Annotated in this window: 25 protein-coding genes and 1 pseudogene; 16 read left to right on the top strand and 10 right to left on the bottom strand. The window is 47.3% G+C overall.

The annotated features are described in order from the left end of the window. Positions 1-119: 119 nt before the first annotated feature. From FC34_RS03175 to FC34_RS03160, 4 genes are all read left to right on the top strand, one after another. On the top strand, positions 120-497 hold the full coding sequence (locus FC34_RS03175; RefSeq protein WP_057893930.1) for a DUF1694 domain-containing protein: 378 nt from the start codon (positions 120-122) through the stop codon (positions 495-497). A gap of 10 nt (positions 498-507) precedes the next feature. Beyond that, positions 508-1,470 (top strand): DUF2785 domain-containing protein, encoded by a 963-nt coding sequence (locus FC34_RS03170; protein WP_057893929.1) that lies wholly within the window; start codon positions 508-510, stop codon positions 1,468-1,470. Further along, positions 1,471-2,127, top strand: a complete 657-nt coding sequence (locus tag FC34_RS03165; RefSeq protein WP_057893928.1) for an HAD family hydrolase — start codon at positions 1,471-1,473, stop codon at positions 2,125-2,127. A 245-nt stretch (positions 2,128-2,372) separates the two neighbouring features. Next, positions 2,373-3,260: a helix-turn-helix domain-containing protein gene (locus FC34_RS03160; protein WP_057893927.1), complete on the top strand. Its 888-nt coding sequence runs from the start codon at positions 2,373-2,375 to the stop codon at positions 3,258-3,260. A gap of 105 nt (positions 3,261-3,365) precedes the next feature. Here the strand turns inward: FC34_RS03160 and FC34_RS03155 are convergent, their stop codons facing one another. The 3 genes from FC34_RS03155 to FC34_RS03145 all read right to left on the bottom strand — a co-directional run bounded on the left by FC34_RS03155 (position 3,366) and on the right by FC34_RS03145 (position 5,780). After that, complete coding sequence (locus tag FC34_RS03155) at positions 3,366-3,857, bottom strand: universal stress protein (protein WP_057894141.1); 492 nt, start codon at positions 3,855-3,857, stop codon at positions 3,366-3,368. A gap of 62 nt (positions 3,858-3,919) precedes the next feature. Then, positions 3,920-4,192, bottom strand: a complete 273-nt coding sequence (locus tag FC34_RS03150) for a hypothetical protein (protein ID WP_057893926.1) — start codon at positions 4,190-4,192, stop codon at positions 3,920-3,922. Between the two features lie 313 nt (positions 4,193-4,505). Continuing rightward, positions 4,506-5,780, bottom strand: a complete 1,275-nt coding sequence (locus tag FC34_RS03145; RefSeq protein WP_057893925.1) for a replication-associated recombination protein A — start codon at positions 5,778-5,780, stop codon at positions 4,506-4,508. A gap of 118 nt (positions 5,781-5,898) precedes the next feature. Between FC34_RS03145 and gshAB the strand changes: the two genes are divergently transcribed. Together gshAB and FC34_RS03135 are read left to right on the top strand one after the other, a co-directional pair. Then, positions 5,899-8,184 (top strand): bifunctional glutamate--cysteine ligase GshA/glutathione synthetase GshB, encoded by a 2,286-nt coding sequence (gene gshAB / locus FC34_RS03140; protein WP_057893924.1) that lies wholly within the window; start codon positions 5,899-5,901, stop codon positions 8,182-8,184. An 88-nt stretch (positions 8,185-8,272) separates the two neighbouring features. Continuing rightward, positions 8,273-8,629, top strand: a complete 357-nt coding sequence (locus FC34_RS03135) for a hypothetical protein (RefSeq protein ID WP_057893923.1) — start codon at positions 8,273-8,275, stop codon at positions 8,627-8,629. 39 nt (positions 8,630-8,668) lie between these two features. Here FC34_RS03135 and FC34_RS03130 read toward each other — a convergent pair whose 3' ends face one another. Further along, positions 8,669-9,124 (bottom strand): YueI family protein, encoded by a 456-nt coding sequence (locus FC34_RS03130; protein WP_057893922.1) that lies wholly within the window; start codon positions 9,122-9,124, stop codon positions 8,669-8,671. Positions 9,125-9,167: 43 nt separating this feature from the next. Between FC34_RS03130 and FC34_RS03125 the strand changes: the two genes are divergently transcribed. The 7 genes and pseudogenes from FC34_RS03125 to FC34_RS09785 form a co-directional block, all read left to right on the top strand. Further along, a complete protein-coding gene (locus tag FC34_RS03125) occupies positions 9,168-9,767 on the top strand; it encodes a DUF1054 family protein (protein WP_057893921.1) in 600 nt (199 codons plus the stop codon). Between the two features lie 28 nt (positions 9,768-9,795). Next, the gene (locus tag FC34_RS03120; RefSeq protein WP_057893920.1) at positions 9,796-11,970 is read left to right on the top strand and encodes a Tex family protein; all 2,175 of its coding nucleotides are present in this window, start codon (positions 9,796-9,798) and stop codon (positions 11,968-11,970) included. A 108-nt stretch (positions 11,971-12,078) separates the two neighbouring features. Then, the gene (locus FC34_RS03115; RefSeq protein WP_057893919.1) at positions 12,079-13,968 is read left to right on the top strand and encodes a heavy metal translocating P-type ATPase; all 1,890 of its coding nucleotides are present in this window, start codon (positions 12,079-12,081) and stop codon (positions 13,966-13,968) included. Between the two features lie 26 nt (positions 13,969-13,994). Then, positions 13,995-14,222 (top strand): heavy-metal-associated domain-containing protein, encoded by a 228-nt coding sequence (locus FC34_RS03110; RefSeq protein ID WP_057893918.1) that lies wholly within the window; start codon positions 13,995-13,997, stop codon positions 14,220-14,222. Positions 14,223-14,232: 10 nt separating this feature from the next. After that, positions 14,233-14,775, top strand: a complete 543-nt coding sequence (locus FC34_RS03105; RefSeq protein WP_057893917.1) for a ferritin family protein — start codon at positions 14,233-14,235, stop codon at positions 14,773-14,775. A 15-nt stretch (positions 14,776-14,790) separates the two neighbouring features. Continuing rightward, entirely contained in the window at positions 14,791-15,450 is a 660-nt protein-coding gene (locus FC34_RS03100; RefSeq protein ID WP_057893916.1) for a Crp/Fnr family transcriptional regulator, read from the top strand. Between the two features lie 94 nt (positions 15,451-15,544). Further along, positions 15,545-15,634 (top strand): annotated as a pseudogene (locus FC34_RS09785) (LysR family transcriptional regulator); the annotation flags it as partial. A 323-nt stretch (positions 15,635-15,957) separates the two neighbouring features. On the opposite strand, the gene FC34_RS03095 reads toward FC34_RS09785, so the two are convergent. From FC34_RS03095 to FC34_RS03085, 3 genes are all read right to left on the bottom strand, one after another. After that, complete coding sequence (locus FC34_RS03095; protein WP_083479212.1) at positions 15,958-16,845, bottom strand: TMEM175 family protein; 888 nt, start codon at positions 16,843-16,845, stop codon at positions 15,958-15,960. Between the two features lie 196 nt (positions 16,846-17,041). Next, positions 17,042-17,653: a 30S ribosomal protein S4 gene (gene rpsD / locus FC34_RS03090; protein ID WP_057893915.1), complete on the bottom strand. Its 612-nt coding sequence runs from the start codon at positions 17,651-17,653 to the stop codon at positions 17,042-17,044. A gap of 173 nt (positions 17,654-17,826) precedes the next feature. Then, positions 17,827-18,309, bottom strand: coding sequence for a GAF domain-containing protein (locus tag FC34_RS03085; RefSeq protein WP_057893914.1), 483 nt, complete (start codon positions 18,307-18,309; stop codon positions 17,827-17,829). 164 nt (positions 18,310-18,473) lie between these two features. Between FC34_RS03085 and ezrA the strand changes: the two genes are divergently transcribed. The 3 genes from ezrA to thiI all read left to right on the top strand — a co-directional run bounded on the left by ezrA (position 18,474) and on the right by thiI (position 22,688). Continuing rightward, entirely contained in the window at positions 18,474-20,180 is a 1,707-nt protein-coding gene (gene ezrA / locus FC34_RS03080; protein ID WP_057893913.1) for a septation ring formation regulator EzrA, read from the top strand. A gap of 122 nt (positions 20,181-20,302) precedes the next feature. Beyond that, a complete protein-coding gene (locus FC34_RS03075; RefSeq protein WP_057893912.1) occupies positions 20,303-21,481 on the top strand; it encodes a cysteine desulfurase family protein in 1,179 nt (392 codons plus the stop codon). Then, entirely contained in the window at positions 21,471-22,688 is a 1,218-nt protein-coding gene (gene thiI, locus FC34_RS03070) for a tRNA uracil 4-sulfurtransferase ThiI (protein ID WP_057893911.1), read from the top strand. Before FC34_RS03075 ends, thiI begins: the two co-directional genes overlap by 11 nt. A gap of 56 nt (positions 22,689-22,744) precedes the next feature. Here the strand turns inward: thiI and FC34_RS03065 are convergent, their stop codons facing one another. From FC34_RS03065 to FC34_RS03055, 3 genes are all read right to left on the bottom strand, one after another. After that, positions 22,745-23,638, bottom strand: a complete 894-nt coding sequence (locus FC34_RS03065; protein ID WP_057893910.1) for a peptidylprolyl isomerase PrsA — start codon at positions 23,636-23,638, stop codon at positions 22,745-22,747. Between the two features lie 111 nt (positions 23,639-23,749). Continuing rightward, positions 23,750-24,085 carry a YtxH domain-containing protein gene (locus FC34_RS03060; protein WP_235803385.1) on the bottom strand — a complete coding sequence of 112 codons (336 nt, stop codon included), beginning with the start codon at positions 24,083-24,085 and terminating at the stop codon, positions 23,750-23,752. Beyond that, positions 24,085-24,516, bottom strand: a complete 432-nt coding sequence (locus tag FC34_RS03055; RefSeq protein WP_057893908.1) for an HIT family protein — start codon at positions 24,514-24,516, stop codon at positions 24,085-24,087. The genes FC34_RS03060 and FC34_RS03055 overlap by 1 nt, the downstream gene beginning before the upstream one ends. Positions 24,517-24,539: the final 23 nt, after the last annotated feature.

Raw genomic sequence — 24,539 nt, 5'->3', positions numbered from 1 at the left:
TTGGCGTCAGTGCTTCTTTTTGTGTCCCCAAATGCCCGGAACGCAGGATGCCGCGGATGAATGGTATAATAAACGTGCGTTGGAGTGAACAACCTTTTTTGTGATTGGGGGAACTTCAAATGGATGATCTTAATAGTTTTATTCAGTTACATGCGTACGGTATTCCACAAATCAAACCTGATGAGAAGCGCGCCTTTCTCGGCAACTTCCGCGAGCGAGTGGCCATGGCGGTGACAGTTCGTCAGTTGCAGGATCCACAAATTTATCAGCTATTGCAATCGGTCTTGGAACGCTACCCACAGTATCGGGTCTATCTCAATGGTCGGATGAGTAATCACTTAATTATGACCTACCTCAAACAAGCCCAAGTACTCAATTATCCCTTTACGGTGATGGCGCAAACCGGGATGCGCGTTCAACATGATTTAGCTAGCAATGATTTTGGTTGGGTGTTGGCCCATCCTACCGACAAAATTGAACGTCCAATCTTAATTTAGGAGGCCCAAAATGGCAGACATTGTTTCCGATTTAACTCAGACAGTCGACCGCTTACGGCAACAGGTCTTGGCGGGGGAGGTCTTCGGCACCTTACCGCAAAAGATTGGCCAATTAATTAGTGATGTCAAGTTACAGCCTGCGACACCAGTCAGTCTCCCCACTGATGCAGTCACGGCCGTGGGCCGGATTCGCGATATCGAGCGCCGGGTGAAGCGCAGTCCTCATCCGCAAATTACAGATGATGAACTGGATTTTCTCGTGCAACAACTGGCTAGCACCAAGCCAGCTGTCCGCGATAAAGGCGCATTCTTTCTTTTAAGCGATTTATTCCAGATGCATGCGCTCACCGCTGGCCAGTCACAATGGTTGTTTAAGCGTCTGCAGGCTCCTGATACGATGTTTTCTCACATCACCGAGACTGAGAACGAAGCGATTTTTATTCGTAGTTTCTCTGTGATGATTATCTCCAGCATGCTCTATGGTCTGGACGATGACGTGCTCACCACGAAAGATTACGAGGCGCTTGCATTGAGTCTGGCCGTGTACATGATGCTCGAAAAAGATGGCCGCGGGTATGTTGATCAGTCAGGCTGGGCCCACACATACACCCACGTTGGGAATTTACTCGATGAGCTGGTTAATGTTAAGAGCCTGAAGCGGGCACACAAATTCTTCTTACAGGTCGTTTTGATTGAAGCCTGGCGCCGGATGGATACGCCGCTTATTTACGGGGAACCGGAACGCATTGCCAGCTTCTTGACCCATTATGCTGCCATGAATCAATTCTATGGTCGTTCTTTGATGATGTCGTTGCAAAATTGGCAGCAATCCTTGTTGCAATTGCGTCCCCAAGAATCAATTACCTTCTGGAACCAGTGGTATAACCGCAGCCGACTGCTGTCGGCGTTGCTGTTACAACCGGATTTACCGGATCCAATTCACGACTTTATTGAAGATATTACGGAGGTTTAAGTGAAACAAGCAGTCATTTTTGATATGGATGGTGTTTTAGTTGAATCAGAACCAGAGACGCTAAAGCAACGTGATGGTTATTTCGCTTCTCTGGGCATTAAGATCAATCAGGCCACTCAAACAGCGATGCTCGGTGGTAACTTAGCTGACATCTGGCCTACAATTCTACCCGGGCGAACTGAAAGTGAATATGCCCGGTTACAAACGGGATATGTGGCCTACAAGCATGCGCACCCGTTTAATTATGGAGAAATCATGTTGCCTGATGTGCGCTCGACTTTCGTTTGGTTGCACGAGCATGGCTACCAAGTGGCGATTGCTTCTGCTTCTGATCACGACTTCATCGATCAGATGCTTGATCAAACCAAGTTACGGCCATACGTTGATGTTGTCACCAGTGGGACTGATTTTACAGCCAGCAAGCCAGATCCAGCGGTTTATTTGGCAGCTTTATCTGCTTTGCATCTACCCGCAAGTGATGCGGTCGCGGTCGAGGACTCGACCATCGGAATTCAGGCAGCCAAGGCGGCTGGGTTGTACACCTTTGCAGTACCCATTCGGGACACACGATTCACAGCTGATCAGTCGGCTGCGGATGCAAGAATTACAACTGTTGCTGGGGTCTGCAGTTATCTCAATCGACCGGCCGAAGCGTAAAATAAAAGTCGCAAACAAATCTTTTTTGATTTTGTTTGCGACTATTTTTGTATCGTGTTGTTAATATGTGATTCTAATCACAAAAGACTGATGTACTAATGATAAATTTTATTATAAAACAGGCAATAAATTTTTGAGGAAAAGTGGTCTTGGACAACTTCACCCTTTATAATTGTATTTGGGTAAGGGGATAAACCATTACCGTTTGCCATGTGGGGATGGCAGAAAGACAAGGAGTGAAGTTAATGAGTAAACAACCACAGGTCTTGCAAATTTTGGGGGATAAGATGCGTTATTATCGCCGACTAAAAGGCTTCTCGCAAGCCGAGTTGGCCCAGGGCATCTGCACGCAAGCCACGATTAGTCTCATTGAGAAACGTAACAAGGTCCCAAGCATGAATATTCTGATGCGACTGATTGCTCGGTTGGGTATCCAACTGGAAGATGTTGTCGTGGAGCACCACGATAGTATGCAACAGGATCTCAATTTGATCGACGATGTGATTCAGCATGGCGATTACACGAAGGCTCAAACACTGTTGGCTAAAGTCCAACCGAATCGATTGGTGCAAGCTGACGATCAGAAACGGTATTACTACAACCAAGGCATGGTTGAACTATTCTTGAACCACGCGCCTGATGAAGCGATTTACTTTTTCGGTCGGACCCTCAATCCGTTTGTTAATTCCGAGGAAGATTTGTACGGTATCTTAGCGACTTTAGGGCTGGGACTGGCCTATGCTGAGAAACAATCGTTTTCTCGGGCAAAGGTCTACATCGACCAAGCCCTTAAAATGCTCACTCATATTCCGTTGGCGGAAACGAAATATTTGACTGTTGAGCTCAACATTTACTGGAATATTAGCCGCATTTACTACCAGTTGGGGAACTACGAAGCAGTCACCGACTTTGCTCAAAAAGGCATCGCCATTGCGGTCGCACATCAAAGCCTGTTCTTGCTTGATGAGCTTTACGCTATCAGTGGCCGGGCTTTGATTCAGCTCGATAAGACAAAAGCACAAGAGCAGCTTGGAATTGCGCTCGCCTTAGCCAAGGTTCGGGCCTCCCACCAATTGGCGACCACATTAGTATCAGAAATGCATGATTTAGCCGGTTCGTCTGAGACAGCATAACGAAAAAATCACCTGACTTCTGAAGATAATTGTTATTATCTTCGGTCAAGTGATTTTTTTAATTATAAGAAATGTTATTGAGAAAAGGGTTGTTTGTGAAATTTGCTACTTTTCTTTAGTGGGTGCTTTCGTGGTAGCGAGGGCAGGTTGATTATTCAGATCCGTCCGGACAACCAAAACATCGCATAGCGCATTGCGAGTCACATATTCTGTCACCGAACCAATGAGCAGACGTTCAACCGCATTCAACCCAGTGGCCCCGATCATGATGAGATCAATATTGTGCGCTTTAGGCACATCGCGCGCAATGATGGTCTTTGGTGCCCCATATTCGATACTGTAATTGACATTGTCCAACCCAGCCGCTTTGGCTTGTGCGACGTAGTCATCCATGGTCTTCTTGGCTGTGGCAGTGACTTGCTCAACCATTGCTGAATCAAAACTCGAGACGTTCTGGAAGGCCCGAGTATCCACGATATGGATGAGATATAATTCAGCCGAATTCCGTTTTGCAACCGCAATCGCTTTCTTAAAGGCCAACTCAGATTCATAGGAACCATCAATGGCGACGAGAATGTGTTCATATTGTTGTAACATCATATCACCCCTTTCCTTTATTGTACTTGATTGGACCGTAAAATTAAACGAAAAACCCAGCCCTAGAAGCGAGTGATTCGAATCCCTAAGTAGCCCATCAATAACGCACCAACAGCCAGGACCACTAAGGCAGGCGTTGTGCTGGTCAAGAAGGCCGCGACAATTCCGGCAATAGCAGTCAAGGTCAATAGGATGGCCAGAGTCGAAAGCGTCTGCCGTAAGCCACTGGGAAGTGGGGCTGCCACAGTGAGAAACGGGCCTTGGCGATGGCGCCACAGGTAAGCGGCACTCGCCAACAAAATCAAAGCATACAATAACATCAGAGCAATAAGCATAGAGAACTCCTTTAGGTTTCATCAATAAAAAAAACCAGCACAAGGCTGGCCAAAAGCGTTAACTTTTTGTGAAAGGCTACCGGTGCCGACTATCTTCCCGAATCGTTGAAACCCGCTGATTAGCAAGTGGGTTCAGACGACTATGCCGTTAGCCGCTAAGTGAAATAGCAGCACGGGCATAACCACTTCCGATCCCAAGGTCTCGATACTGTTCGGTCAACTGATAGTTGGGAAGCGCGAACACCTTAGAACTTTCAACCATTATATTAGCAGATAGGTTTCATTGACGCAAGTGTTTTGTATCCGCTACCAACTAATCTTGGTGGCGCTTTTTGCGTAAGTTCTCGAGTTGCTGGCCCAAGGCTTGCTCATACTTGCCATTAGCTTTAGGTGCATAGTAGTGCTTGCCTCGGAGGTTCTCTGGCAGATAGTCTTGGTCAACCCAATCGTCTGGATAATCATGGGGATATAAGTAGTCCGTACCATGGCCCAAAGCTGCTGCCCCCTTGTAATGTGCATCTTTCAGATGGTCAGGGACAGAGCCGGCGTTACCCGCGGCAATATCAGCCAAGGCCTGGTCGATGGCCGCCATTGCACTGTTACTTTTTGGCGCCAAGCAGAGATCAATGACTGCACTGGCCAAGGGAATGCGTGCTTCAGGTAAGCCCAAGCGTTCAGCGGCCGTGATGGCTGTGAGTGTTCGATTGGCGGTTTGTGGATTGGCCAGGCCAATATCTTCATAAGCAATAACAAGTAACCGTCGAAGAATACTGGTCAAATCCCCAATGCTGATTAATCGCGCCAGGTAGTGCAGCCCGGCATCAACATCGGAACCCCGAATGGACTTCTGAAAAGCTGACAGAAGATCGTAGTGAGCATCTCCATTCTGATCGCCTTCGAGATTGGCTTGCTGCAGCGACTCGTGCATGACGGTATTTGTAATATGAATTTTGCCAGCCTTTTCTTCAGTAGATAATACGGCTAATTCGAGGGCATTGAGCGCACTGCGTAAATCCCCATTGGTTGTGGTCGTCAAATAATGCCGAGCTTTGTCATCCAACTGCACGGGGTAGTTGCCTAACCCGCGGTCCTTGTCGGCGAGTGCACGATCAATGGCGGCATCAATTTCTTCTGGGGTCAATGGAAAGACCTGGAAAATCTGTGTCCGACTGCGAATCGCCGGTGAAATATTTAAATAGGGATTCTCTGTTGTGGCCCCAACAAGAATAATACGCCCTGATTCTAGGTGGGGAAGCAGAAAGTCTTGTTTGGTTTTATCGAGGCGATGAATTTCATCCAGCAGCAACACAACGGTCCCACTAAACTTGGCTTCATCGACGACAATCTGTAAGTCTTTTTTGGTGTCGGTGGCCGCATTGAGCGTTCTCAGGGCATATTTAGTTGTGCCGGCAATCGCGCTGGCGATACTAGTTTTCCCTGTGCCGGGTGGGCCGTAAAGAATCATCGACGTCAGACGCTTGGCCGCGACCATTCGGCGAATGATTTGATTAGGACCAACAAGATGCTGTTGGCCAACCACTTCATCGAGATTCTGTGGTCGCATGCGAAACGCAAGTGGTTGTTGCATCTTCTCACATCCTTTCCTCTAGTATAACCCAATCATTCTACGGGCAGGAGGCCTGTTATCTTTTGAGTGACCATGGTAATCTAGAGTATCAATACATGTGGATGTTCTGGAGGCAATTATGCAAACATTTTGGGACAAAATTAAAGCAAATCATTTAGAGGGCCTAGAAAGCCTGACAACCATTGGCATTGAACGCGAAGCCCAGCGGGTGGACACCCAAGGACACTTGGCGCTCAGCGATCATCCGGCCAGTTTGGGTGACCGGGCTTTCCATCCGTATCTGCAAACGGACTTTGCCGAAAGCCAGACCGAAACAATCACTGATACCCACGTCGGCGTCACCGCTGTCATGGAACAGCTCCAAGGGCTGACGGCGACTTTAGCTCGAGCACTGCCGAAAGATGAACGGCTGTGGTTGCAGACCATGCCGCCGGTGCTGCCGGGTGATTTAGCGACCGTGCCAGTGGCGCATCCTAGTCCCGAGCGCCTCGCTTATCGTCAAAAACTAATCGGTGCAACCGGCGATGTGCGGCAACAAATGATGAGTAGTGTTCACCTCAATTTGAGTTTGCCCGAAACCTTATTTGAACGGCTCTATGAAGCGGAAGATTTTGGTGGCCAGGCCCCAGATTACGTGACCTATCGCAATCAAATTTACGTGCATCTCAGCCAACAATGGCTGCTACACCGATCAGTGATCACGTACTTATTTGGGGCGAGTCCGCTTGCTAATTCAGCCGATTATCCCGATGCCCCCAAACAACCAGTGCGGTCATTGCACAGCAGTCGCCAGTTTGGGTATCACAATCCTGATGATGTTCAGGTGCGGTATAGTTCTGCTGAAGCTTATGCGAATGATATAGCTGCCGCGGTCCAGTCTGGGTCACTGATTAGTGCTGCGAATTATTACGGGGGCGTGCGGTTGCGCGGTGAAAATCTGACGCAAACCGGGATTGAATATCTCGAATTTCGCGATTTTGATCTTAATCCCTTCGTCGTCACCAGTTTGAGTCCAGAAGAATTGCAGTTTGTGGTTGATTATGTCTGGTTCTTATTCAGCCAACCGATGCTTGAAGCTAACGAAGTGACAAAAAAGTTGACGCAGGCAGCAACTGATAACGAGCGCATGGCGATGGCGGATCCATTCTCGCCAGCACAAAACCTCGTGCCTTTCTTTGATGAGATGGCTGAATGGCTGAATGCTCAGCAACCCAGTGCGCCGCGGGTGGCTGCTTTTACCGCGATGCAAGACCGAATCTTGCATCCAGAACAAACCCCAGCAGCCCGATTAACCACTTTAATTCAAGCCAGCGAGTACCAACATGCCGGTTTGCAATTAGCCGATGAACTGACGCAATCACTAACCGCAGAACCGTATTTATTACCTGGTTACACTGACATGGAACAGTCAACGCAAATGTTGATTGAAGACAGTTATCGCTTAGGTCTCAAGGTTGACTTGCTTGACCGCGATGACCAATTGGTGCAACTGACGCTCCAGGACCATCAAGAATGGGTACGAGCTGGAAACGAAACTCGGTTAGATAGTTTGGTGGTCAGTCGCTTAGTTGATGACAAGCTTGCAACAAAGGCTGTCCTGGGTGCGGCTAAACTCCCAGTGGCCCGAGCCGCAGTGTATCACGATTGGGCGAGCGCTCGGGCTGACTTTGTCGGAAGTTTTCTAAACAAGAGTATCGTCGTGAAACCCAAGTCCAGTAACGTTGGTGCTGGGGTAACGATTTTTGCTGTGCCACCAGCAGAGGCAGACTTTAAGCGGGCCTTTGACTTTGCCCATGAATATGGGGATGTGCTGGTGGAATTATTCATCAAAGGGACTGAATATCGTTTCTTCGTGGTCGGCGATCAAGTGCGGGCCATCCTTGAACGGATTCCTGCCAATGTGGTTGGGGACGGGCAGCACACCATTGCGGAACTGGTCGACAAAAAGAACCAAGACCCACGGCGCGGGGATGCTCATCGTAAACCCCTTCAAACCCTGCGGCTTGAAGATCGACAGTTGCAGGTATTGGCTAGTCAAGGTCTGACGCCGGATAGTGTGCCGCTGCGAGGACATCAGGCATTCTTATTGACCAACAGCAATATTTCGACCGGCGGCGATTCTTATGATGTGACCGATGAGATGGATGCGTCCTACAAGAAGCTGGCTGTCCAGGCTTCACAAGCCCTCCAGCAAACCATTAGTGGTGTAGATATCATCATCCCGAATCTGTACGTGCCATATGAACCAGACAAAGGGATGGCAACTATCGTAGAATCGAACTACAACCCAGCCATGTTCATGCACCTGTTCCCGTATATGGGTGAACCACGGCGCGTGACCTTAGATGTCATTACGACGTTGTTCCCAGAATTGCCCGAGTCGGGCGCGTCCTTTGAAGCATGAGCCATTGGCCAACGAGACCAATCTTGAGCGATTTCTTCTCAAAAATGGTATGTTGATAAAAATGAATCCATGTTGAGGAGGAAGTCAAATGACGTTGAAACAAGCACAAGAAACGTTAACTAGTGTCGCTAGAGATATAGATTTTAAGGCCAGCATTGACATGCAACCGGATTATCTTGATTTTGAGGTGGTACTCCCAAGTGGCCAGCAGCAGAAATTTGTCGCCACTACGGATACTGTGGCCGGGGCAAGGCCTTATGAGTTGTTGTGGGACCTAGCAGATGCCATGGTGAATTTCAGTCAAGGCGATGATCATCTGTGGTACGCCGATGAAGCAACTAATCCTAAGATTTTTGCTGAATCGGATAGCGGTATCAGTCAAGCTGATGCCGATTGGCTCAATACCTTAGGCGAAAAGGTCCGGCAAGCCGCCAATAAAAACTAGAAAATCCCAACTCAGAATACTGAGTTGGGATTTTGTCTGTTATTTCTTATCAAAAAGGTGGAAAATATCAAGAGGATGACTATCTTTGGCCGTGGACTCACTCGGTGTGTCAGTGGCTGGCAAGCTGATGTCATCATGATTGATGGCATCTGGTGCCACAATTAGCAGTCCTGGATAAGAGGGGTCAAGACTGGCGGTGTCGTCATTGACGAGGGTGAACTTGAGACCGGCATCATTAACGGCCTTGATGAAAGGTGCGGTCACATCTGGTCCCTGCTTACCATTGATTAATGCTTGGTAAGTAGGTTGAACATATTGCGGTAGCGCCGTTTGAAAAGCGGTTAGGACGTCAGGTTTAACAATATCCGTGTTCGAAATTTCCAACACAACGCGTTCTCGCAGTGAGCCCAGATAACGCCGGCGTTCATCGGGGTTCGTTTGGGGAGTCCCATAAATACTTTTATTTAAATGTGCTTGTAAATCATCATCAGCCATAAAAAATCCCTCCAGGACAGTATTTGAGAAAGGATGAGCTCTCGTGTTCAGTGTAACAGATTTCGATATTTTTAACGACCAAACACTCGCCGGTCGCCTGGGTAAAATCCAAACGATACTGGATCCAAAGTTCGAGACACTTGGCGCCCTGTTGATACCGCGATTAACCGCCGAGAACACCATGCCAGAGCAGTATTTTCACATGGCCAAGCACCTGCGCCGCCACAAGAATCCACCAACGGACACATGGCTAGCCATTTCAGCGAATCGACGTGGCTACAAAATGGGTCCGCATATCGAGGTGGGTTTCTGGGATGACCGTCTGTTCATCTGGGCGGCTCTACTAGTTGAGACCAAACCTCAGTATCACCCACAATTTGATGCGTGGTGGCCACTTGTTCAAGCGTTGGGTCCGGATTGGCAGGTTTCAGGTAATCATATGAAGAAGGCTGCTGAGCCATTGACTGAGGCTAGTTATCAGTCTATCAGCCAGCATTATCAAACCACTAACAGCGGTGAATGGCTAATTGGTCAGACCTACTTGAAGTCTGATGCCCTGTTTGAAACGCCAGCAGTGCTGTGGACTGAGATTCAAAATCGCGTTGCGGCCATAGCACCGCTATACGCGGCAATGCAAGTTTAACGATAAAGAATATTGTGAGGGAAAATGTGTGGTTGAACAAAAAACGCTAAATTTAGTCCATGATCGGGTGGCTGATATTGCCCCCAAACAAATTAAGGCCGTCCTGGATTTGATGCAAGACGGTAACACCGTGCCGTTTATCGCGCGGTACCGGAAAGAAATGACCGGTAGTCTGGATGAAGTTCAGATTCAAGCAATTGAAGTCGCCTTTAAACAAGCGACCGCCTTGCAAGAACGGCAAGCCGCAGTCATTAAAAGTATCACTGACCAAGGCGAGTTGACGCCTAAATTAGAAGCTCAGATTAAGGCTAGTACCACGCTACAGGATGTTGAAGATATTTATCTGCCATATAAGCAAAAACGCCAAACCAAAGCGATGATTGCTAAAGCTCGCGGTCTGGAGCCGTTTGCCCAATGGATTTTGACTTTTCCAGCCGGTAACCTGACGGATAAAGCGCAGACGTTTATCAATCCAAATCAAGAATTGCCAGATGTGGAAGCCGTTGTGTCGGGCACGCATGAAATTCTGGCCGAAACCTTCAGTGAAGTTGCCACTATTCGCAATTGGGTGCGAAATACTACACTACGCACAGGCAAGATTGTGACCACTGTGAAACCAAAGGGTAAACCCCTGGATGAAAAGGGTGTGTACCAACAGTTCTATGATTTTGAAGAAACCGTTGAGAAAATGTCAGCTACCCGCACATTGGCGATTAATCGGGGCGAAAAGGACAAAATCTTGTCAGTGAAGGTCGCGGTTGACCTTGATCCCATCATGAATTATCTGCATTTCCGCCTCATTGGCCAACATCCTGATTCAGCGGCGACGGCTTTTATTCAATCCGCCTATGAAGATGCGTATAAACGTTTCATCGGGCCTGCGATTGAGCGGGAAGTGCGCAATACTCTGACTAGCCAGGCTGAAACCCAGTCCATCAAGGTGTTTGGTCAAAATTTGTATAATCTTTTGATGCAGGCCCCCATGAAAGGCCAGGTGGTCTTAGGTTTTGATCCGGCGTATCGGACCGGCTGTAAATTGGCCGTCGTCGATGAAAATGGTAAGTTTTTGACTAAGGCAGTGATTTATCCACATAAGCCTGCTCCTGAAGGCAAACGCAAAGCAGCTGCTGGTGAGTTGATTAAGCTGCTGGAGCAATACCACGTCACCATGATTGCCATCGGTAATGGGACAGCTAGCCGGGAGTCTGAAGAATTTGTTGCCGAAACCCTGAAGCAGGTTAAGCGTGAAGTTTACTTTGTGATTGTTAATGAGGCTGGCGCTTCTGTGTACTCAGCCAGTCAAGAAGCTCGGGATGAATTTCCAGATTTGCAAGTCGAGCAGCGCAGCGCGATTAGTATTGCCCGCCGATTGCAAGATCCGCTGGCTGAACTCGTTAAAATCGATCCAGAGTCAGTTGGCGTCGGCCAGTATCAGCATGATCTGCCCAAAAAAGACTTGTCAGGTGAGGTTGATGTCGTTGTTGAACGGGCCGTTAATCGCGTCGGCGTTAATCTGAATACGGCTAGCTATCAATTGCTTGCCCGGATTTCGGGGTTGTCTAAGACCATTGCTGCAAACATTGTCCATTATCGTGATGAGAATGGTCGTTATAATAGTCGCAGTGAACTTAAGAAGGTGCCCCGTTTGGGACCTAAAGCGTTCGAACAATCAGTTGGGTTCTTGCGAATCATTGGCGGTAAGAATCCGTTGGACAATACCGATATTCATCCGGAAAGTTATCCCGTGGCTAAGCAGGTCTTGGCTGCCGCTGGCGTCAAGCCAAGTGATTTAGGGGATGCGAAGGCGGTTGCTGAATTGAAGACCGTCGATTTAACGCCAATCCTTGAATCGGGGGTTGGACGTGAAACTGTCAATGATATTATGACCAGCTTACAAACGCCCGGTCGCGATTTGCGAGACAGTTTAGCCCGCCCGCTGTTACGTAAGGACGTCTTAACCATGGAAGACTTGAAACCTGGTATGAAGCTTGAAGGGACCGTGCGTAATGTGGTCGACTTTGGTGCTTTTGTCGATATTGGTGTGAAACATGACGGGTTGGTCCACGTGTCCAAGATGACCAATCGTTTTATTCGTGATCCCAAAACAGTCGTTGCCGTTGGCGACATTGTGGATGTCTGGATTGATTCAGTCGACCTCAACCGCGAACGGATTCAATTAACGATGATTGATCCCACCGCTTAACCTCCAAAAAGAACGCCTCAGGACGTTCTTTTTTTGTGGTCTTGATCCGCGTCAATTTCATTCGGGCTGTTCTCGATTAATGTAGGGTTTATACAGGAGGTCGGGCAGATGAAATTATTACCCCAGTTACAAAAGCATCGACAAACACTGATTGTCGTGGTGGGTAGCTTGATTGTACTAGCAACAATCGGTCAGTATGGTTTGCGGTGGCAAGCCGGGTATCAAATCTTAATGTTAGTTGCGTCACTCATTGGCTTTTTACCGATTGGGTTACAAGCGTGGTCGGCACTGCGAGTCAAGGTGATTAGTATCGATTTACTGGTTAGCGTCGCTGTGATTGGCGCTGTGATGATTGGTGAAAACAATGAGTCGGCCATCGTCACGTTTTTATTCTTGCTCGGGGCGTTTTTAGAACAAAAAACCATGGAAAAAACGCGGTCGGCGATTGGCACTTTGACGCAAATGGCACCCGCACAAGCCATTTTAATCACCGAATCAGGACATCAAACAATCGATATTGACGATGTTGATCCTGGCGACGTGATGCTTGTGAAGACAGGGGGGCAGGTCCCAGTCGATGGTCACATTGTCAAAGGAAGTGGCTATGTAAACGAGGCCAGTATTACCGGTGAGGCCAAACCGATGCACAAGGGTGTTGGTGAGCAGGTTTTTGCTGGCGCAATCCTAGATAATGGGACACTTGAAGTCGCCGCAGAAAAAGTCGGTGAGGATACCACTTTTGGTAAAATTATTGAACTGGTTGAAGAAGCCCAGGATGCCAAATCCAGTGTCGAACGCCTCATTGACAAGTTTGCGACTTACTATACGCCAATTGTGTTGGTGATTGCCTTGATTGTGGGACTCATGAGTCGTGATGTCCGGCTGGCAATCACAATCTTAGTGTTGGGTTGCCCAGGGGCACTGGTTATTGGTGTGCCGGTTGCTAATGTGGCTGGGGTTGGTCAGGGCGCCAAGCAAGGAATCTTGCTTAAAGGCGGTGAGGTAATGGCGACGTTTAAACACGTTGATACGTTTGTCTTCGATAAAACAGGGACGTTGACCTATGGCCGGCCCAAAGTCGCCAGCGTTAAGACGTACGGTCAAGATGAAGCTACAATGCTGGCGGCCGTGGCGAATATTGAACGTGAAAGTGATCATCCGCTAGGCCAGGCCATTATTGCTTACGCACCAGCTGTGAAACAAACCGTGACCGATACCCAGGTGATCCAGGGGAAAGGGGTCGTCGCAAACGTTGACGCTGTGCCATATTTGGTCGGCAATTCAGCTTTGATGAGGCAATTTGGTGTAGCTTTGAATCAAAGTCAACAATATGATTTAAAGGCCTTACAAGACACGGGTCATTCAGTTGTCCTCGTTGCAACCGGCGCGCAATTACAGTTGATAATTGGCATCAAAGATCAATTGCGCCCGGAAGTCCCTGAGAGTTTGCGGCAATTGCGTCAAATGGGAGCCCAACAACTGATTATGCTCACGGGAGACAATCAAGTGACTGCTGATCAGATTGGACTTGCGGCTGGTTTAGACACGGTCCAAGGTGATTTATTGCCTGAGGCTAAAGCGGACTATGTGCGCCAGTTGCAAGCCCAGGGGCACGTGGTCGCGTTTGTGGGCGATGGGATTAATGATAGTCCGTCAATTGCCCGGGCTGATATTGGTATTGCCATGGGCAGCGGGACCGATGTGGCAGTGGAAACTTCCGATGTTGTCCTCATTCAATCAAACTTCCGTCAACTAGTGGTCGCCTTTGGCCTGACCAAGAAAACCGTGGCTAATATGCAGGAAAATATTGGCTTGGCCCTAGCCACCGTGGCGCTTTTATTTGTCGGCTTGGTTTTAGGACAAGTCAATATGGGAAGCGGCATGTTTGTTCATGAAGTCTCGATTTTGCTGGTTACAGTCAACGCGCTGAGATTATTAGCCCCAAAACAAAAACTTGACGACCGTCAATTACAGGTTGCCGATCGCCAGTTAGACTAAAGAAAAAAATGAAAGCAGGTTATCCTATGGAAAAAGCAATTTTACAGTTAGGTGCCTTGACATGCCCCAGCTGCATGCAAAAAATCGAGCACGCTGTGGCGAATCAGGCCGGTGTCAATTCTGTCAAAGTCTTATTCAATGCTAGTAAAGTCAAAACAGAGTACGACGATCAGTTGACCTCGGCAGACACGCTAAAAACGGCCATCGAGCAACTAGGGTACGACGTCCAAAATGTTAAAGTCAAAGCCATCTAGGAGGAAAATCATGAGGACTGCAGATGAACTTTATGCCATTGAACAAGCCCAAGTCGAAGTCGACCACCATACCCCAACCGCTGGGGCAATGATTGGCCATATTCTGAGTAACTTATTGCTGCAACAATTGAAACTTAATCAGGCCCGGCTGACACTCAGTGGCAACGCGCAACTCTTCGCTAATCAGGCTTTGAGCTCGATGTATCACGAGACCCAAGACCAATTTGACGAACTGAATCAATTGATGTTAGATGAAGGTGAAGCCATTCCGACGACAACGACCGAATTCTTAGCCTATACTTTTCTCCATGAAGATGGTGCTTTGAAGTATGCAGACGCTGAGACAGTCTTATTTGACCTCGCCAAGGCTATCGATGATCAGCTGATGTTCGTCACGCGCGGCATTGCGTTGGCCGATAAGGAGAACAAGTTTGCGCTTGCGGTCTTTTTGCGCCAACTGGAGGGCTGGTTGAAACATCAGCGGCAACAAATCCAATTGTTTCTGGGCCACGACGTCCGCGAAGGCCTGGATGATGAAGATGAAGACGACTGATTAGGAGAGAGACTAATGACCGAACAACATCACTGTGTGACTTTGGTGCCACTATTCAACCATTTACCGGAAGCTGACCAAGACAAGGTTAATCAGCTGGTCTCTCATCAACAGGTGCAACAAGGCAGTCAGATTCTCGCGCCCGACACTGATCCGCGTTTAGTCATTGTGGCCCGGGGGAGTATGAAAGTTTATCAGTTGTCAGCCTCCGGTCACGAACAATTGCTGCGAGTTGTCGAGCCTGGTGGTTATGAAGGCGAAAACGTCTTGTTTGGCGCCAGTAATGACAGCTTGTTTAGCGAGGCCCTGCAGCCCACAGAAATTTGTGTGCTTAGACAAGCTGATTTTCAACAGCTATTACGTCAATATCCGGAAATCAGTTTGAAGTTGTTGGCGATCAATGCCAATAAAATGTTGGGCGTTGAACAACAGGCTCAATTTCTTTCCATGGCACGGGTGGAAGAGCGGCTGGCAAGTTACTTGTTGGATTTACGCAAAGCCAGTAACGCCGACAACGTGGTCATCCCGATGAAAATGCGAGAATTAGCTACCCATCTGGGGACGACGCCTGAAACGTTATCCCGAAAGCTCAAACAATTTCAGATTAGCGGCCTGATTCGGCGCGAGCGCCAAAGCGTCACAATTCTGGATGCTGATGCCTTAGAAGAAATCTAATCGAAGTGTCGTAGCCCGTGGGTTGCGATACTTTTTTTGTGTGACAGAGGCCGTTAAAAACAATACGCTTAAATGGACAAAAGGGGGCGTGTTAATGGAGTTGCACACGCTACGATATTTTTGGACCATTGCAGAAGAGGGGACAATTTCAAAGGCCGCACAAGTCCTGCATATTATCCAACCAAACAGGCCTGATTGCGCCGATAGGGCGGTTGTGTCGGCCCAATTAAACAGTTAAAAGACAGTAAAGGCTCAAAATCTTCTGATTCTTTTTAACGCTGACAGTTGTTTTCGCCCTCAGCATTAATTGGGTTATTATCCATAAAGTGATTGTTCATTCCAGATTCGAAATAAATAACCTAAAGTCAGTGAATTTCAGTGTATAAGTGTGTGAAATATCCTAGTCTTTGGTTAGCGCATTGGTGAAAATTTAGTTCTCCTAGCCTTAAATAGCAAAAGCACCCCCACAAATTTTGTGAGGGTGCTTTTGCTATATGGACGGTCCGGTTAAGATTTGGATGCGGGACGTGTACGTGTTCGGCGCCCATTATCCGCTTGATTGCCTTCTGGGCGCATCGCCTCTTGTGAAGTTGCTCGAAACCACTGAGCGAGTTGGGACGCACTGATGTCAAACTGCTTTTGAGCCGTATCAGAGAAAGTCCGCCATGCGGCCTCTCTAGAAGTTTGATCTTTTGCTCGGCGAGTATCGCGCACATAGCGGCCGATTAGATGACGAAACTGGGTTTGCTGTGTGTGGGTCATATCCAAATAGGATTTCTGCCCGGAAGGTTCCATATCGGTGATGGCTGTTAACTCGCGCTGGTCGTCATCAATCGTTAAAAAAGATCGAATCGGAATAATCAAGTAAAGTATATAGGCGACCCAGGGCCAAAAGAACGCTAAGCCGATGAGGCCAGCTAGTAGAATACTATTTTCTAGATTATGCTGCCCGTAAATACTGGTATAGATTTCATGCATGCGGTCTTTGTCGTCAGTTTGTTGATGGACGACAGTCTCGGCGATATAACGAAAGACCAATGTAATCAGCAAATACAATGCGCCGTACAACATCACACTGAGGTTCTCGACATCACCAGACATGAGCCGGGTGAGTGGTGGTACCAGTGAGAGTAGAAAGGTCAGTAGAAATTCAAGCAGCACGACCCTTCGAGGAATCACATTCACTGTGCTGAAGAGTGTGGCTTGTTGGTACCAGATATTTGCAACGAAACAGAAACTAACCGCATAGACGGCGACCGCGAGAAGAAAGGTGAGAATGTTACCGTGATTCGCCCAACTGGCGGCGGGTAACTCCAACGCCATAATCGTAATAATGATAGCGAGGATGGCGTCGACGAAAGTATCAAGGCGAACCTTCAATTCTTTAGAGATCATGTTGAATCGCTCCAATAATTATTATATGTTGTTCATTGAACTTTTTAAGTATACTGCAAGTCGCGGGTGCTGCAATGAGTCGACGTTAAATCCAGCCACTATCATAAGAATTTTTGAATCTTGAGCACACAAAAACACCCCCGCCAAAAAGGTGAGGGTGTTTTTGATTTCGCCAAAGACGAAATAGGTGAAATGATTAAAGCTTTTGGTTGTAGTATTCAACAACTAAGGCTTCATCGATTTCTGGTTCGAGTTCTTCACGTTGAGGTAAACGAACTAATGAACCTTCCTTCTTAGTATCGTCGAAGGTGACGTATGCAGGGCGTGAAACTGTGCCTTCAATCGCAGCGTTAACGACAACTAAGTTTTGTGAACGTTCACGTAAACTGATTACTTGGCCAATTGATACTTCGTATGAAGGGATATCAACGCGCTTGCCATCAACTAAGATGTGACCATGGTTAACCAATTGGCGTGCTTGTGGACGTGAGCTTGCTAAACCGAGACGGTATACCAAGTTGTCCAAACGAGTTTCAAGCAAGATCATGAAGTTTTCCCCGTGGGTACCTTCTTGAATCTTACCAGCACGTAAGAAAAGGTTTTGGAATTGGCGTTCGTTTAAGCCGTACATCCAACGTAACTTTTGCTTTTCGCGTAATTGCATGCCGTATTCAGAAAGCTTACGACGGCTGTTAGGACCATGAGGGCCTGGAGCGTAAGGACGACGAGCTAATTCCTTACCAGTACCTGAAAGTGATAAACCTAAACGCCGGGATTGCTTCCAACGTGGGCCAGTATAACGTGACATATTGAGTTTCCTCCAAATATTTTATTGGAGTAAAATAACGAAATTGTGAATTTAGTACTCGGGCAGTTAGCCTGCAGGTTCACCTTTGCAGCCGCGGTTACTACTTTTCCCTCGAAAGGGTGGATAACTGGAGCCGAACATACCGTTCACTGCTGCATTATTTTACACGCAGACTAGTATAGCGTAGTTAAGGCTTTAACGTCAAGGTGTTTTGCCAATTGGGCGGTGAAGTCAACCAAGATGGCCCGATCTTCATCATTAAAGCGATCCAACGCGGGCGAATCAATGTCCAAGATGGCAACGGTCTGGCCATCCACGGTGACAGGGACGACGATTTCAGAATTGCTGGCTGCATCGCAAGCAATATGACCCGCAAACGCGTGAACATCAGGCACGATGATCGGCTTATTCTGTTGATAGCTTGTTCCCACAACGCCGGAACCTGGCTGAATGTGCATGCAGGCAACCTTGCCTTGGAAAGGCCCTAAGTCTAATTCATTGGTACTACCATTAAATAGGTAAAAACCAGCCCAGTTAATCTGATCAAAGGTATCATTGATTAAAGCCGCCGCGTTGCTCAAGTTCGTGACAGAATTGTGTTCATCTTGGAGTAAGGCGTCAATCTGGTCGACAATAATGGATGAAAGGTGTTCCATACAGGTTCCTCCTAGGATTAATTTGCGGAAAATGGTTTCAAGTTGGGACGCTTTTTGAGATACTATAGAAGTGTGCCAACGAAAAGAGAACTTATTGGCATTTTAGGCGAGTAACCTTTAAAAAGCAATCTGAAATAATAGTGGCGTCAGGTAGAGGTGTAGAAATGATTTGGATAGTAATTGGACTAATCGTACTGCTGGCAATCGTTGGTGGCTACTTTTGGATGCGGCAACGACTTGTCGGACAATTGACAGCGGCACAAGATCGTTATGCGGCGTTAGAAGCGCCGGATATTGACCAGACAACTCAAGCACTCACACAGTTGCAATTAAGTGGTGAGAGCCTGAAGGCCTTTACGAAATTACAGCGCGAGTACCAGCAGTTCGTTGAAGCCACCTTAAATCAGGTCGCTCAATCGTTAGTCGAGGCCCAAGCGGCAATCAGTGGTAATCGATTTCCTAGTGCGCGTGCGGCGCTAGCGACTGTGAATGAGACACTACCAGAAGCTGAGACCACTCGAGCAAGTTTTGCCGCACGATTTCAACAGTTACGGGTGATTGAGGCTGATAACCAAAAGCAACTTGAAAAGATTAATGAAGATTTTCAAAGTGCCCGTAAGACCATCCTGGCTAAAGGTTTTGTCTTTGGCGATGCGTTACCAGCGCTTGAGAACCAGCTAGAAACTGTTGACTCAGCCATCACGGAAGTGCAAACCGACTCCGCAGCGGGTGATTACCTGGCGGCACAAAACGTTTTGAAGGATTTGACCCAAGATGTTGGCGTATTATCAGCCGCCGTCAAAGAATTACCCACTTGCGTGAACGAATTGGTCAATGAGTTTCCTGCCCAAGTCAGTGAGTTGGACCGGGGCTATCAAACGTTGGTGGCCGACCATTATCAATTTGGCGAACGTAACATTCCCGAGGAATTAGCTGACATTCAGGGCCAAATCGATGGCAACTTATTGCTCTTGAAACAGGTCGATGTTCCTGCTATTAAAGCTAATAATGCCGATATTGCCGAAGCGATTGATGGGTTATATGCAACGATGGAACAAGAAATGGCCGCCAAGCAACAGATTAAGCAATTACAAGATTCCTTGCGGCAGTTTATCGGTCATGCGCAACAACAAAGCCGCAAATTGTTGCTGGATTTAGACCACTTGAACCAAAGTTATACCCTGACCCATGATGAGCTGACACAAGCTCAAGAATTAGCTAACGAACTGAGTGAAATTGAGACAGGTTTCAATCAAGATGCCGAACATCTGGCCAGTCAAACGGCTGTGTTCTCACAGGTCCATGCAGACTTTCTGGTCTGGCAGGCCCAGTTGAAAGAAATTGAGACGAAGCAAGTCGCAATCAATGAGCAGGTTGCCAGTTTACGGCGAGGCGAAGAAGAAGCCAATCATCAACTGGATCAATTCGAACAAAGTCTGCGCGAATTGAAACGCAAGGTTGAAGCCCAGCAGCTGCCTGGTCTGAATCGTGACTATCTTGACTTTTATAAGTTGGTCTCAGATGAGATGCAGGCGCTTGATCACGACTTGAATCAAGTCAAAATCAACATGGACGAGATCAACCGCAATCTAATCAAGATTCAAGCTGACTTAGATGAGTTAGCTGGTAAGACCCAGGTTGAGATTGATGCGGCCGGGATGACTGAAGCCCTGTTACAATATGCCAATCGTTATAAGCTGTCGAAACCTGAAGTGAGTGCCGCGGTTCAGACAGCTCAAAAGGCTTTTGCCAACTATCAATATCAAGAAGCTGCTGATACCTTAGGTACGGTGCTTGAAAAAGTTGAACCCGGTAGTTTCCAAAAAGTAGACGAAATTTATCAGTCTCAAAAGCAAGAATCGTTATTTTAAACAACGAGTGTGAACGCCTCGATTGCGAAACCTGCAAGCGGTGGCGTTTTATTTTGGCCTTGAACATGAAGCTAGCTCTGTTATAATATTTTTCAGTAGTTTAACCAAGAAAGGATCGGCTTATGATTTATTTTGACAACAGTGCGACCACTAAAGCACTGCCTGAAGTGCTCGATACCTATCGTAAAGTCAGTGAAGATTTCTTTGCTAATCCCTCGAGTCTGCATGCCTTGGGTGGCAAGGCCGATGAGATGTTGCAAAGTGCGCGCCATCAGATTGCTGATCTCATTGCGGCCAAGCCAAGTGAAATTTTTTTCACCAGCGGGGGCACAGAGGGCGACAACTGGATTATTAAAGGCACCGCAATGGCTAAACGCCAATTCGGCAAACACTTAATTACCACCAGCATTGAGCATCCAGCAGTGATTAATTCAATGAAACAATTAGAGAAACTCGGCTTTGACGTGACCTATTTGCCCGTCGATAGTCGCGGTTTCATTCACGTGGAGGACCTCAAAGCGGCGATTCGTAAAGATACGATTCTGGTCTCCGTGATGGGCGTGAATAATGAAATTGGCAGCAAGCAGCCAATCGCTGAAATTGGCGATTTACTTGAAGCCTACCCTAATATTCACTTCCATGTGGATGCGGTTCAAGCCATCGGCAAAGGCTTAATGAAAGCCTTGCGTCATCCTCGAGTCGATTTCATTACCTTCTCTGGTCATAAGTTCCATGCACCACGGGGAACGGGTTTTATTTATGCCAAAGAAGGCCGATTGATCGATCCCTTGCTGACCGGTGGTGGTCAAGAACACGATTGGCGTAGTGGCACTGAGAACACGCCAGCGATTGCGGCTATGGCCAAGGCCCTGCGTTTATTATTAAGCGACGAGGACAAGAAGGTCGCCCAACAACAAGCGGTCCGGGAACGGATTTATCAACACGTCAGTCAATTTGATAACGTGACGATGTTTAGTCAACTCAGTGATGATTTTGCCCCACACGTACTCTGTTTTGCCATCGAAGGCGTCCGAGGCGAAACAACCGTTCATGCCTTTGAAACCCACGATATTTATATCTCGACGACTAGCGCTTGCAGTAGCAAGAAGGGGACTGAAAGCAGTACATTAGCGGCAATGCATGTCCGCCAGAGTATTGCGACTAGTGCCATTCGGGTCAGTCTTGATGAACATAACACTGTGGCTGAGGCAGACGCATTTAATGCTGCCTTTGATGCCATTTATGCTGACTTCCAGAAATTGAACCCTGTGAACAGAAAGGAAACTGTCCGTGCAATATAGTGAAATTATGGTTCGTTACGGCGAACTCTCGACCAAAGGTAAGAACCGCCAGAGCTTCATTGGCCGCCTCAACGGCAACGTTGCTAAGGCGCTCCACGAATTCCCAGGCTTAACGATTCGGCCTAAGCGTGACCGGCTGCATATTGAACTGAATGGCGAAGATGCTGACGCAGTCATGGCACGATTAAGCCAAGTCTTTGGGATTCAAAGCTTCTCTCCAAGTTTGGCCGTTGAAAAAGACATGACCAAAGTTCACGAACAAGTCTTAGCACTGATGAACGAAACAGTGCCTGAGGGTAGTTCCTATAAAGTGAATACTCGTCGTTCTGACCACGAATTTGAATTGGATACCAATGCAATGAATCTAGATGTGGGAGATTTCTTGAGTGATGCCCGGCCAGATTTAGTGGTTAAAATGAAAGACCCTGACTTCATTCTCCGAGTTGAAGTCCGCCGAGAAGCAATCTTCTTGTCCACCACGACCATCAAGGGCGCTGGCGGGCTGCCTGTGGGCACTGCCGGTAAGGCCATGCTGATGCTCTCGGGTGGGATTGATTCACCTGTAGCTGGCTACTATGCCTTAAAGCGCGGGGTTGAGATTGAAATGGTCCATTTCTTCAGTCCACCCTATACGAGTGATAACGCGTTGGCTAAAGCTAAGGAACTCACCGCCAAACTGGCCCCATATGTCGGTGGCATCAAGTTCATCCAAGTGCCATTCACCGAGGTTCAAGAAGAAGTGAAGGCCAAAGTGCCTGAAGGCTACTTGATGACAGTGCAACGGCGGATGATGTTGCGGTTAACTGAAGCCATCGCACAACAACGCGATGGCCTGGCAATTTTCAATGGGGAATCTGTGGGGCAGGTGGCCTCACAAACCCTGGAAAGTATGGCGGCCATCAACGATGTGACGACTATGCCAATTATCCGTCCGGTAGCGACTATGGATAAGAATGAAATCATTGCCGTGGCCGAAGACATCGACACGTATGACTTATCAATTATGCCATTTGAAGATTGCTGTACGATCTTTGCACCACCAGCACCAAAAACGCGGCCAAAGACCGACCGCGCGCGTTACTATGAAACCAAGATTGACGTTGATGGTCTGATGGCACGGGCCTTAGAGGGGATCAAGATTACCGAAATTAAAGCCTCTGATCAGTTCATGAATCAAGCCACTGATTTAATCGCTGAACTCCTGTAAGTCGCAGCGCACAAAAAAACCTCTAACTTTTCAGTTAGAGGTTTTTTATTGTGGTATTACTTAGATGATGATGAGGATGAGAGGTAACCAGAAAGGACGTTCTTCAAATCGTTGTCCTTGATGGAAACGCCAGCCTTCTTCAAGACCTTCGTAATGACTTGGTTCTGCACGGTTGTGTCAGCTTCCCAAGCGGCGTAAATTTGATCGGTCAATTCCTTCTTGTGTTCTGCCATTGTGCCCTTACCAGGGTTCTTGATAGAACGAATGACGTGGTAACCATATTGTGTCTTAACAGGGGTTGTGGTGTATTGACCTTGCTTTAACTTAAATGCGGCTGTCTTGAAGGTTGAATCCAATTGGGTGTCGGTATTGTCAAATGCTGGTAACTTACCGCCATCGTCCTTGGTACCGGAATCAGTGGAATTCTTCTTTGCTAAAGCAGCAAAGTTCTTTTCACTGTTGTCTTTAGCTAAATCAGCAATAATTGTTTTAGCTTCGGCTTCGGTTTTAACCAAGATATGTTGAACAGTAATCTTTGGTTCATATGTCTTGAATTGCTTCTTCAAATCAGCATTAGTAACTTTCTTTTGGTCCTTGATGGCTGCGGCCAAAAGCAGGGAACTCTTAATTTGATCCTTGAATGAAGACTCAGTCAAACCGTTTTGTTCAAGAGTTGCAGACCAGCTTGAGCCATATTGTTTCTTGACTTCGTTGAACTTCTTGGTGACTTCAGAACTCTTGACCTTGCTGCCATACTGTTCTTCCAATGCCTTGGTAACAATCATGTTACGCAAGGTGGATTGACCAGCGCTGCTTTGCTTGAGTTCCTTATAGTATTCATCCTGGGTAATCTTGGCACCCTTCATGTTAGCGATGGTTGTACTGCCTGCACAGCCAGCTAAAGTTAATGCCAAAAACATACCTGTCAAAGCGACAAGCCATTTCTTCATGTATACACAACTCCTAATTAAAATTTGATGGTAAATAGCACAAAGACAAATATAACACACTTGTTTTTCTTTTGCCGTGACCTTCACAGAACTTTCAAACTTTTAAAGCTTTTATTTAGAAAGGTCTTCGACCGCAGAATTAATGGTTTCAACGTGGTTTTCAATGCTTTGGACCCGTGGTTCTGTTTCAAATTCGAACACATCGACGGTCTCGGTAATATCCTTGACAGCAGGCACAAGCGTCTCGTCGATTTCTTGCTTAAGGCGGGAAATGGCATCGCCTAAACCACTGACTGACCGTTGAACATTACCGGTGGCTTGACTGACATCTGTGAAATATTGGGCGATGGCCTGTTGCTGATCCACACCAGTACGTTTGGCCGTCAGCAATCCATAAGCAACACCGGCTAAACCGCCAAGTAGAAATCCGGTTCGAAATTTCATCATTACACCTCCACGTGAGCGCGAATATTTGCAGCGATAGCTTCTAGGTCGTCGTGGGAATAATCAGCAGCATGATCGCCAAAATGAATTGAGAAGTCATCTTGGTCGCTGTAACGAGGAAGTAAATGAATGTGAGAGTGAAAGACACTTTGATAGGCAACACGGCCATTGTTATTCATGATGTTCATGCCTTGAATCCGATTATCACTGGCTTTGATTGCTTTGGCGACCAAGGGCACACGACTGAACACGGCCGCCGCTAAATCAGCATCATAAGCGAATATATCATCAACGTGCTGCTTTGGCACCAGCAAAGTGTGGCCAGGGGTCACCTGGGTAATATCTAAGAAGGCTTTGACAACGTCATCTTCATACACGGTGACGCTGGGAATTTTACCGGCGACAATCTGGCAGAATACACAATCTTCATGCATAGGTTTCTTCCTCTTTCCTAATC

Origin of the sequence: Lacticaseibacillus brantae DSM 23927 (assembly GCF_001436115.1) — a bacterium.
Classification (GTDB): Bacteria; Bacillota; Bacilli; order Lactobacillales; family Lactobacillaceae; genus Lacticaseibacillus; species Lacticaseibacillus brantae.
Note: the sequence above shows the minus strand (reverse complement) of the source record. Positions and strands in the feature narration are given on the sequence as shown.

What these genes read in the sequence shown, in the direction of transcription:
- FC34_RS03175 (WP_057893930.1), top strand. Translation starts at nt 120, where the DNA reads ATGGATGATCTTAATAGTTTTATTCAGTTACATGCGTACGGTATTCCA.
- FC34_RS03085 (WP_057893914.1), bottom strand. Translation starts at nt 18,309, where the DNA reads ATGGAACACCTTTCATCCATTATTGTCGACCAGATTGACGCCTTACTC.
- gshAB (WP_057893924.1), top strand. Translation starts at nt 5,899, where the DNA reads ATGCAAACATTTTGGGACAAAATTAAAGCAAATCATTTAGAGGGCCTA.
- ezrA (WP_057893913.1), top strand. Translation starts at nt 18,474, where the DNA reads ATGATTTGGATAGTAATTGGACTAATCGTACTGCTGGCAATCGTTGGT.
- FC34_RS03115 (WP_057893919.1), top strand. Translation starts at nt 12,079, where the DNA reads ATGAAATTATTACCCCAGTTACAAAAGCATCGACAAACACTGATTGTC.
- FC34_RS03065 (WP_057893910.1), bottom strand. Translation starts at nt 23,638, where the DNA reads ATGAAGAAATGGCTTGTCGCTTTGACAGGTATGTTTTTGGCATTAACT.
- rpsD (WP_057893915.1), bottom strand. Translation starts at nt 17,653, where the DNA reads ATGTCACGTTATACTGGCCCACGTTGGAAGCAATCCCGGCGTTTAGGT.
- FC34_RS03170 (WP_057893929.1), top strand. Translation starts at nt 508, where the DNA reads ATGGCAGACATTGTTTCCGATTTAACTCAGACAGTCGACCGCTTACGG.
- FC34_RS03060 (WP_235803385.1), bottom strand. Translation starts at nt 24,085, where the DNA reads ATGATGAAATTTCGAACCGGATTTCTACTTGGCGGTTTAGCCGGTGTT.
- FC34_RS03095 (WP_083479212.1), bottom strand. Translation starts at nt 16,845, where the DNA reads ATGATCTCTAAAGAATTGAAGGTTCGCCTTGATACTTTCGTCGACGCC.
- FC34_RS03130 (WP_057893922.1), bottom strand. Translation starts at nt 9,124, where the DNA reads ATGGCTGATGATGATTTACAAGCACATTTAAATAAAAGTATTTATGGG.
- FC34_RS03145 (WP_057893925.1), bottom strand. Translation starts at nt 5,780, where the DNA reads ATGCAACAACCACTTGCGTTTCGCATGCGACCACAGAATCTCGATGAA.
- FC34_RS03105 (WP_057893917.1), top strand. Translation starts at nt 14,233, where the DNA reads ATGAGGACTGCAGATGAACTTTATGCCATTGAACAAGCCCAAGTCGAA.
- FC34_RS03110 (WP_057893918.1), top strand. Translation starts at nt 13,995, where the DNA reads ATGGAAAAAGCAATTTTACAGTTAGGTGCCTTGACATGCCCCAGCTGC.
- FC34_RS03055 (WP_057893908.1), bottom strand. Translation starts at nt 24,516, where the DNA reads ATGCATGAAGATTGTGTATTCTGCCAGATTGTCGCCGGTAAAATTCCC.
- FC34_RS03100 (WP_057893916.1), top strand. Translation starts at nt 14,791, where the DNA reads ATGACCGAACAACATCACTGTGTGACTTTGGTGCCACTATTCAACCAT.
- FC34_RS03075 (WP_057893912.1), top strand. Translation starts at nt 20,303, where the DNA reads ATGATTTATTTTGACAACAGTGCGACCACTAAAGCACTGCCTGAAGTG.
- FC34_RS03155 (WP_057894141.1), bottom strand. Translation starts at nt 3,857, where the DNA reads ATGTTACAACAATATGAACACATTCTCGTCGCCATTGATGGTTCCTAT.
- FC34_RS03160 (WP_057893927.1), top strand. Translation starts at nt 2,373, where the DNA reads ATGAGTAAACAACCACAGGTCTTGCAAATTTTGGGGGATAAGATGCGT.
- FC34_RS03150 (WP_057893926.1), bottom strand. Translation starts at nt 4,192, where the DNA reads ATGCTTATTGCTCTGATGTTATTGTATGCTTTGATTTTGTTGGCGAGT.
- FC34_RS03135 (WP_057893923.1), top strand. Translation starts at nt 8,273, where the DNA reads ATGACGTTGAAACAAGCACAAGAAACGTTAACTAGTGTCGCTAGAGAT.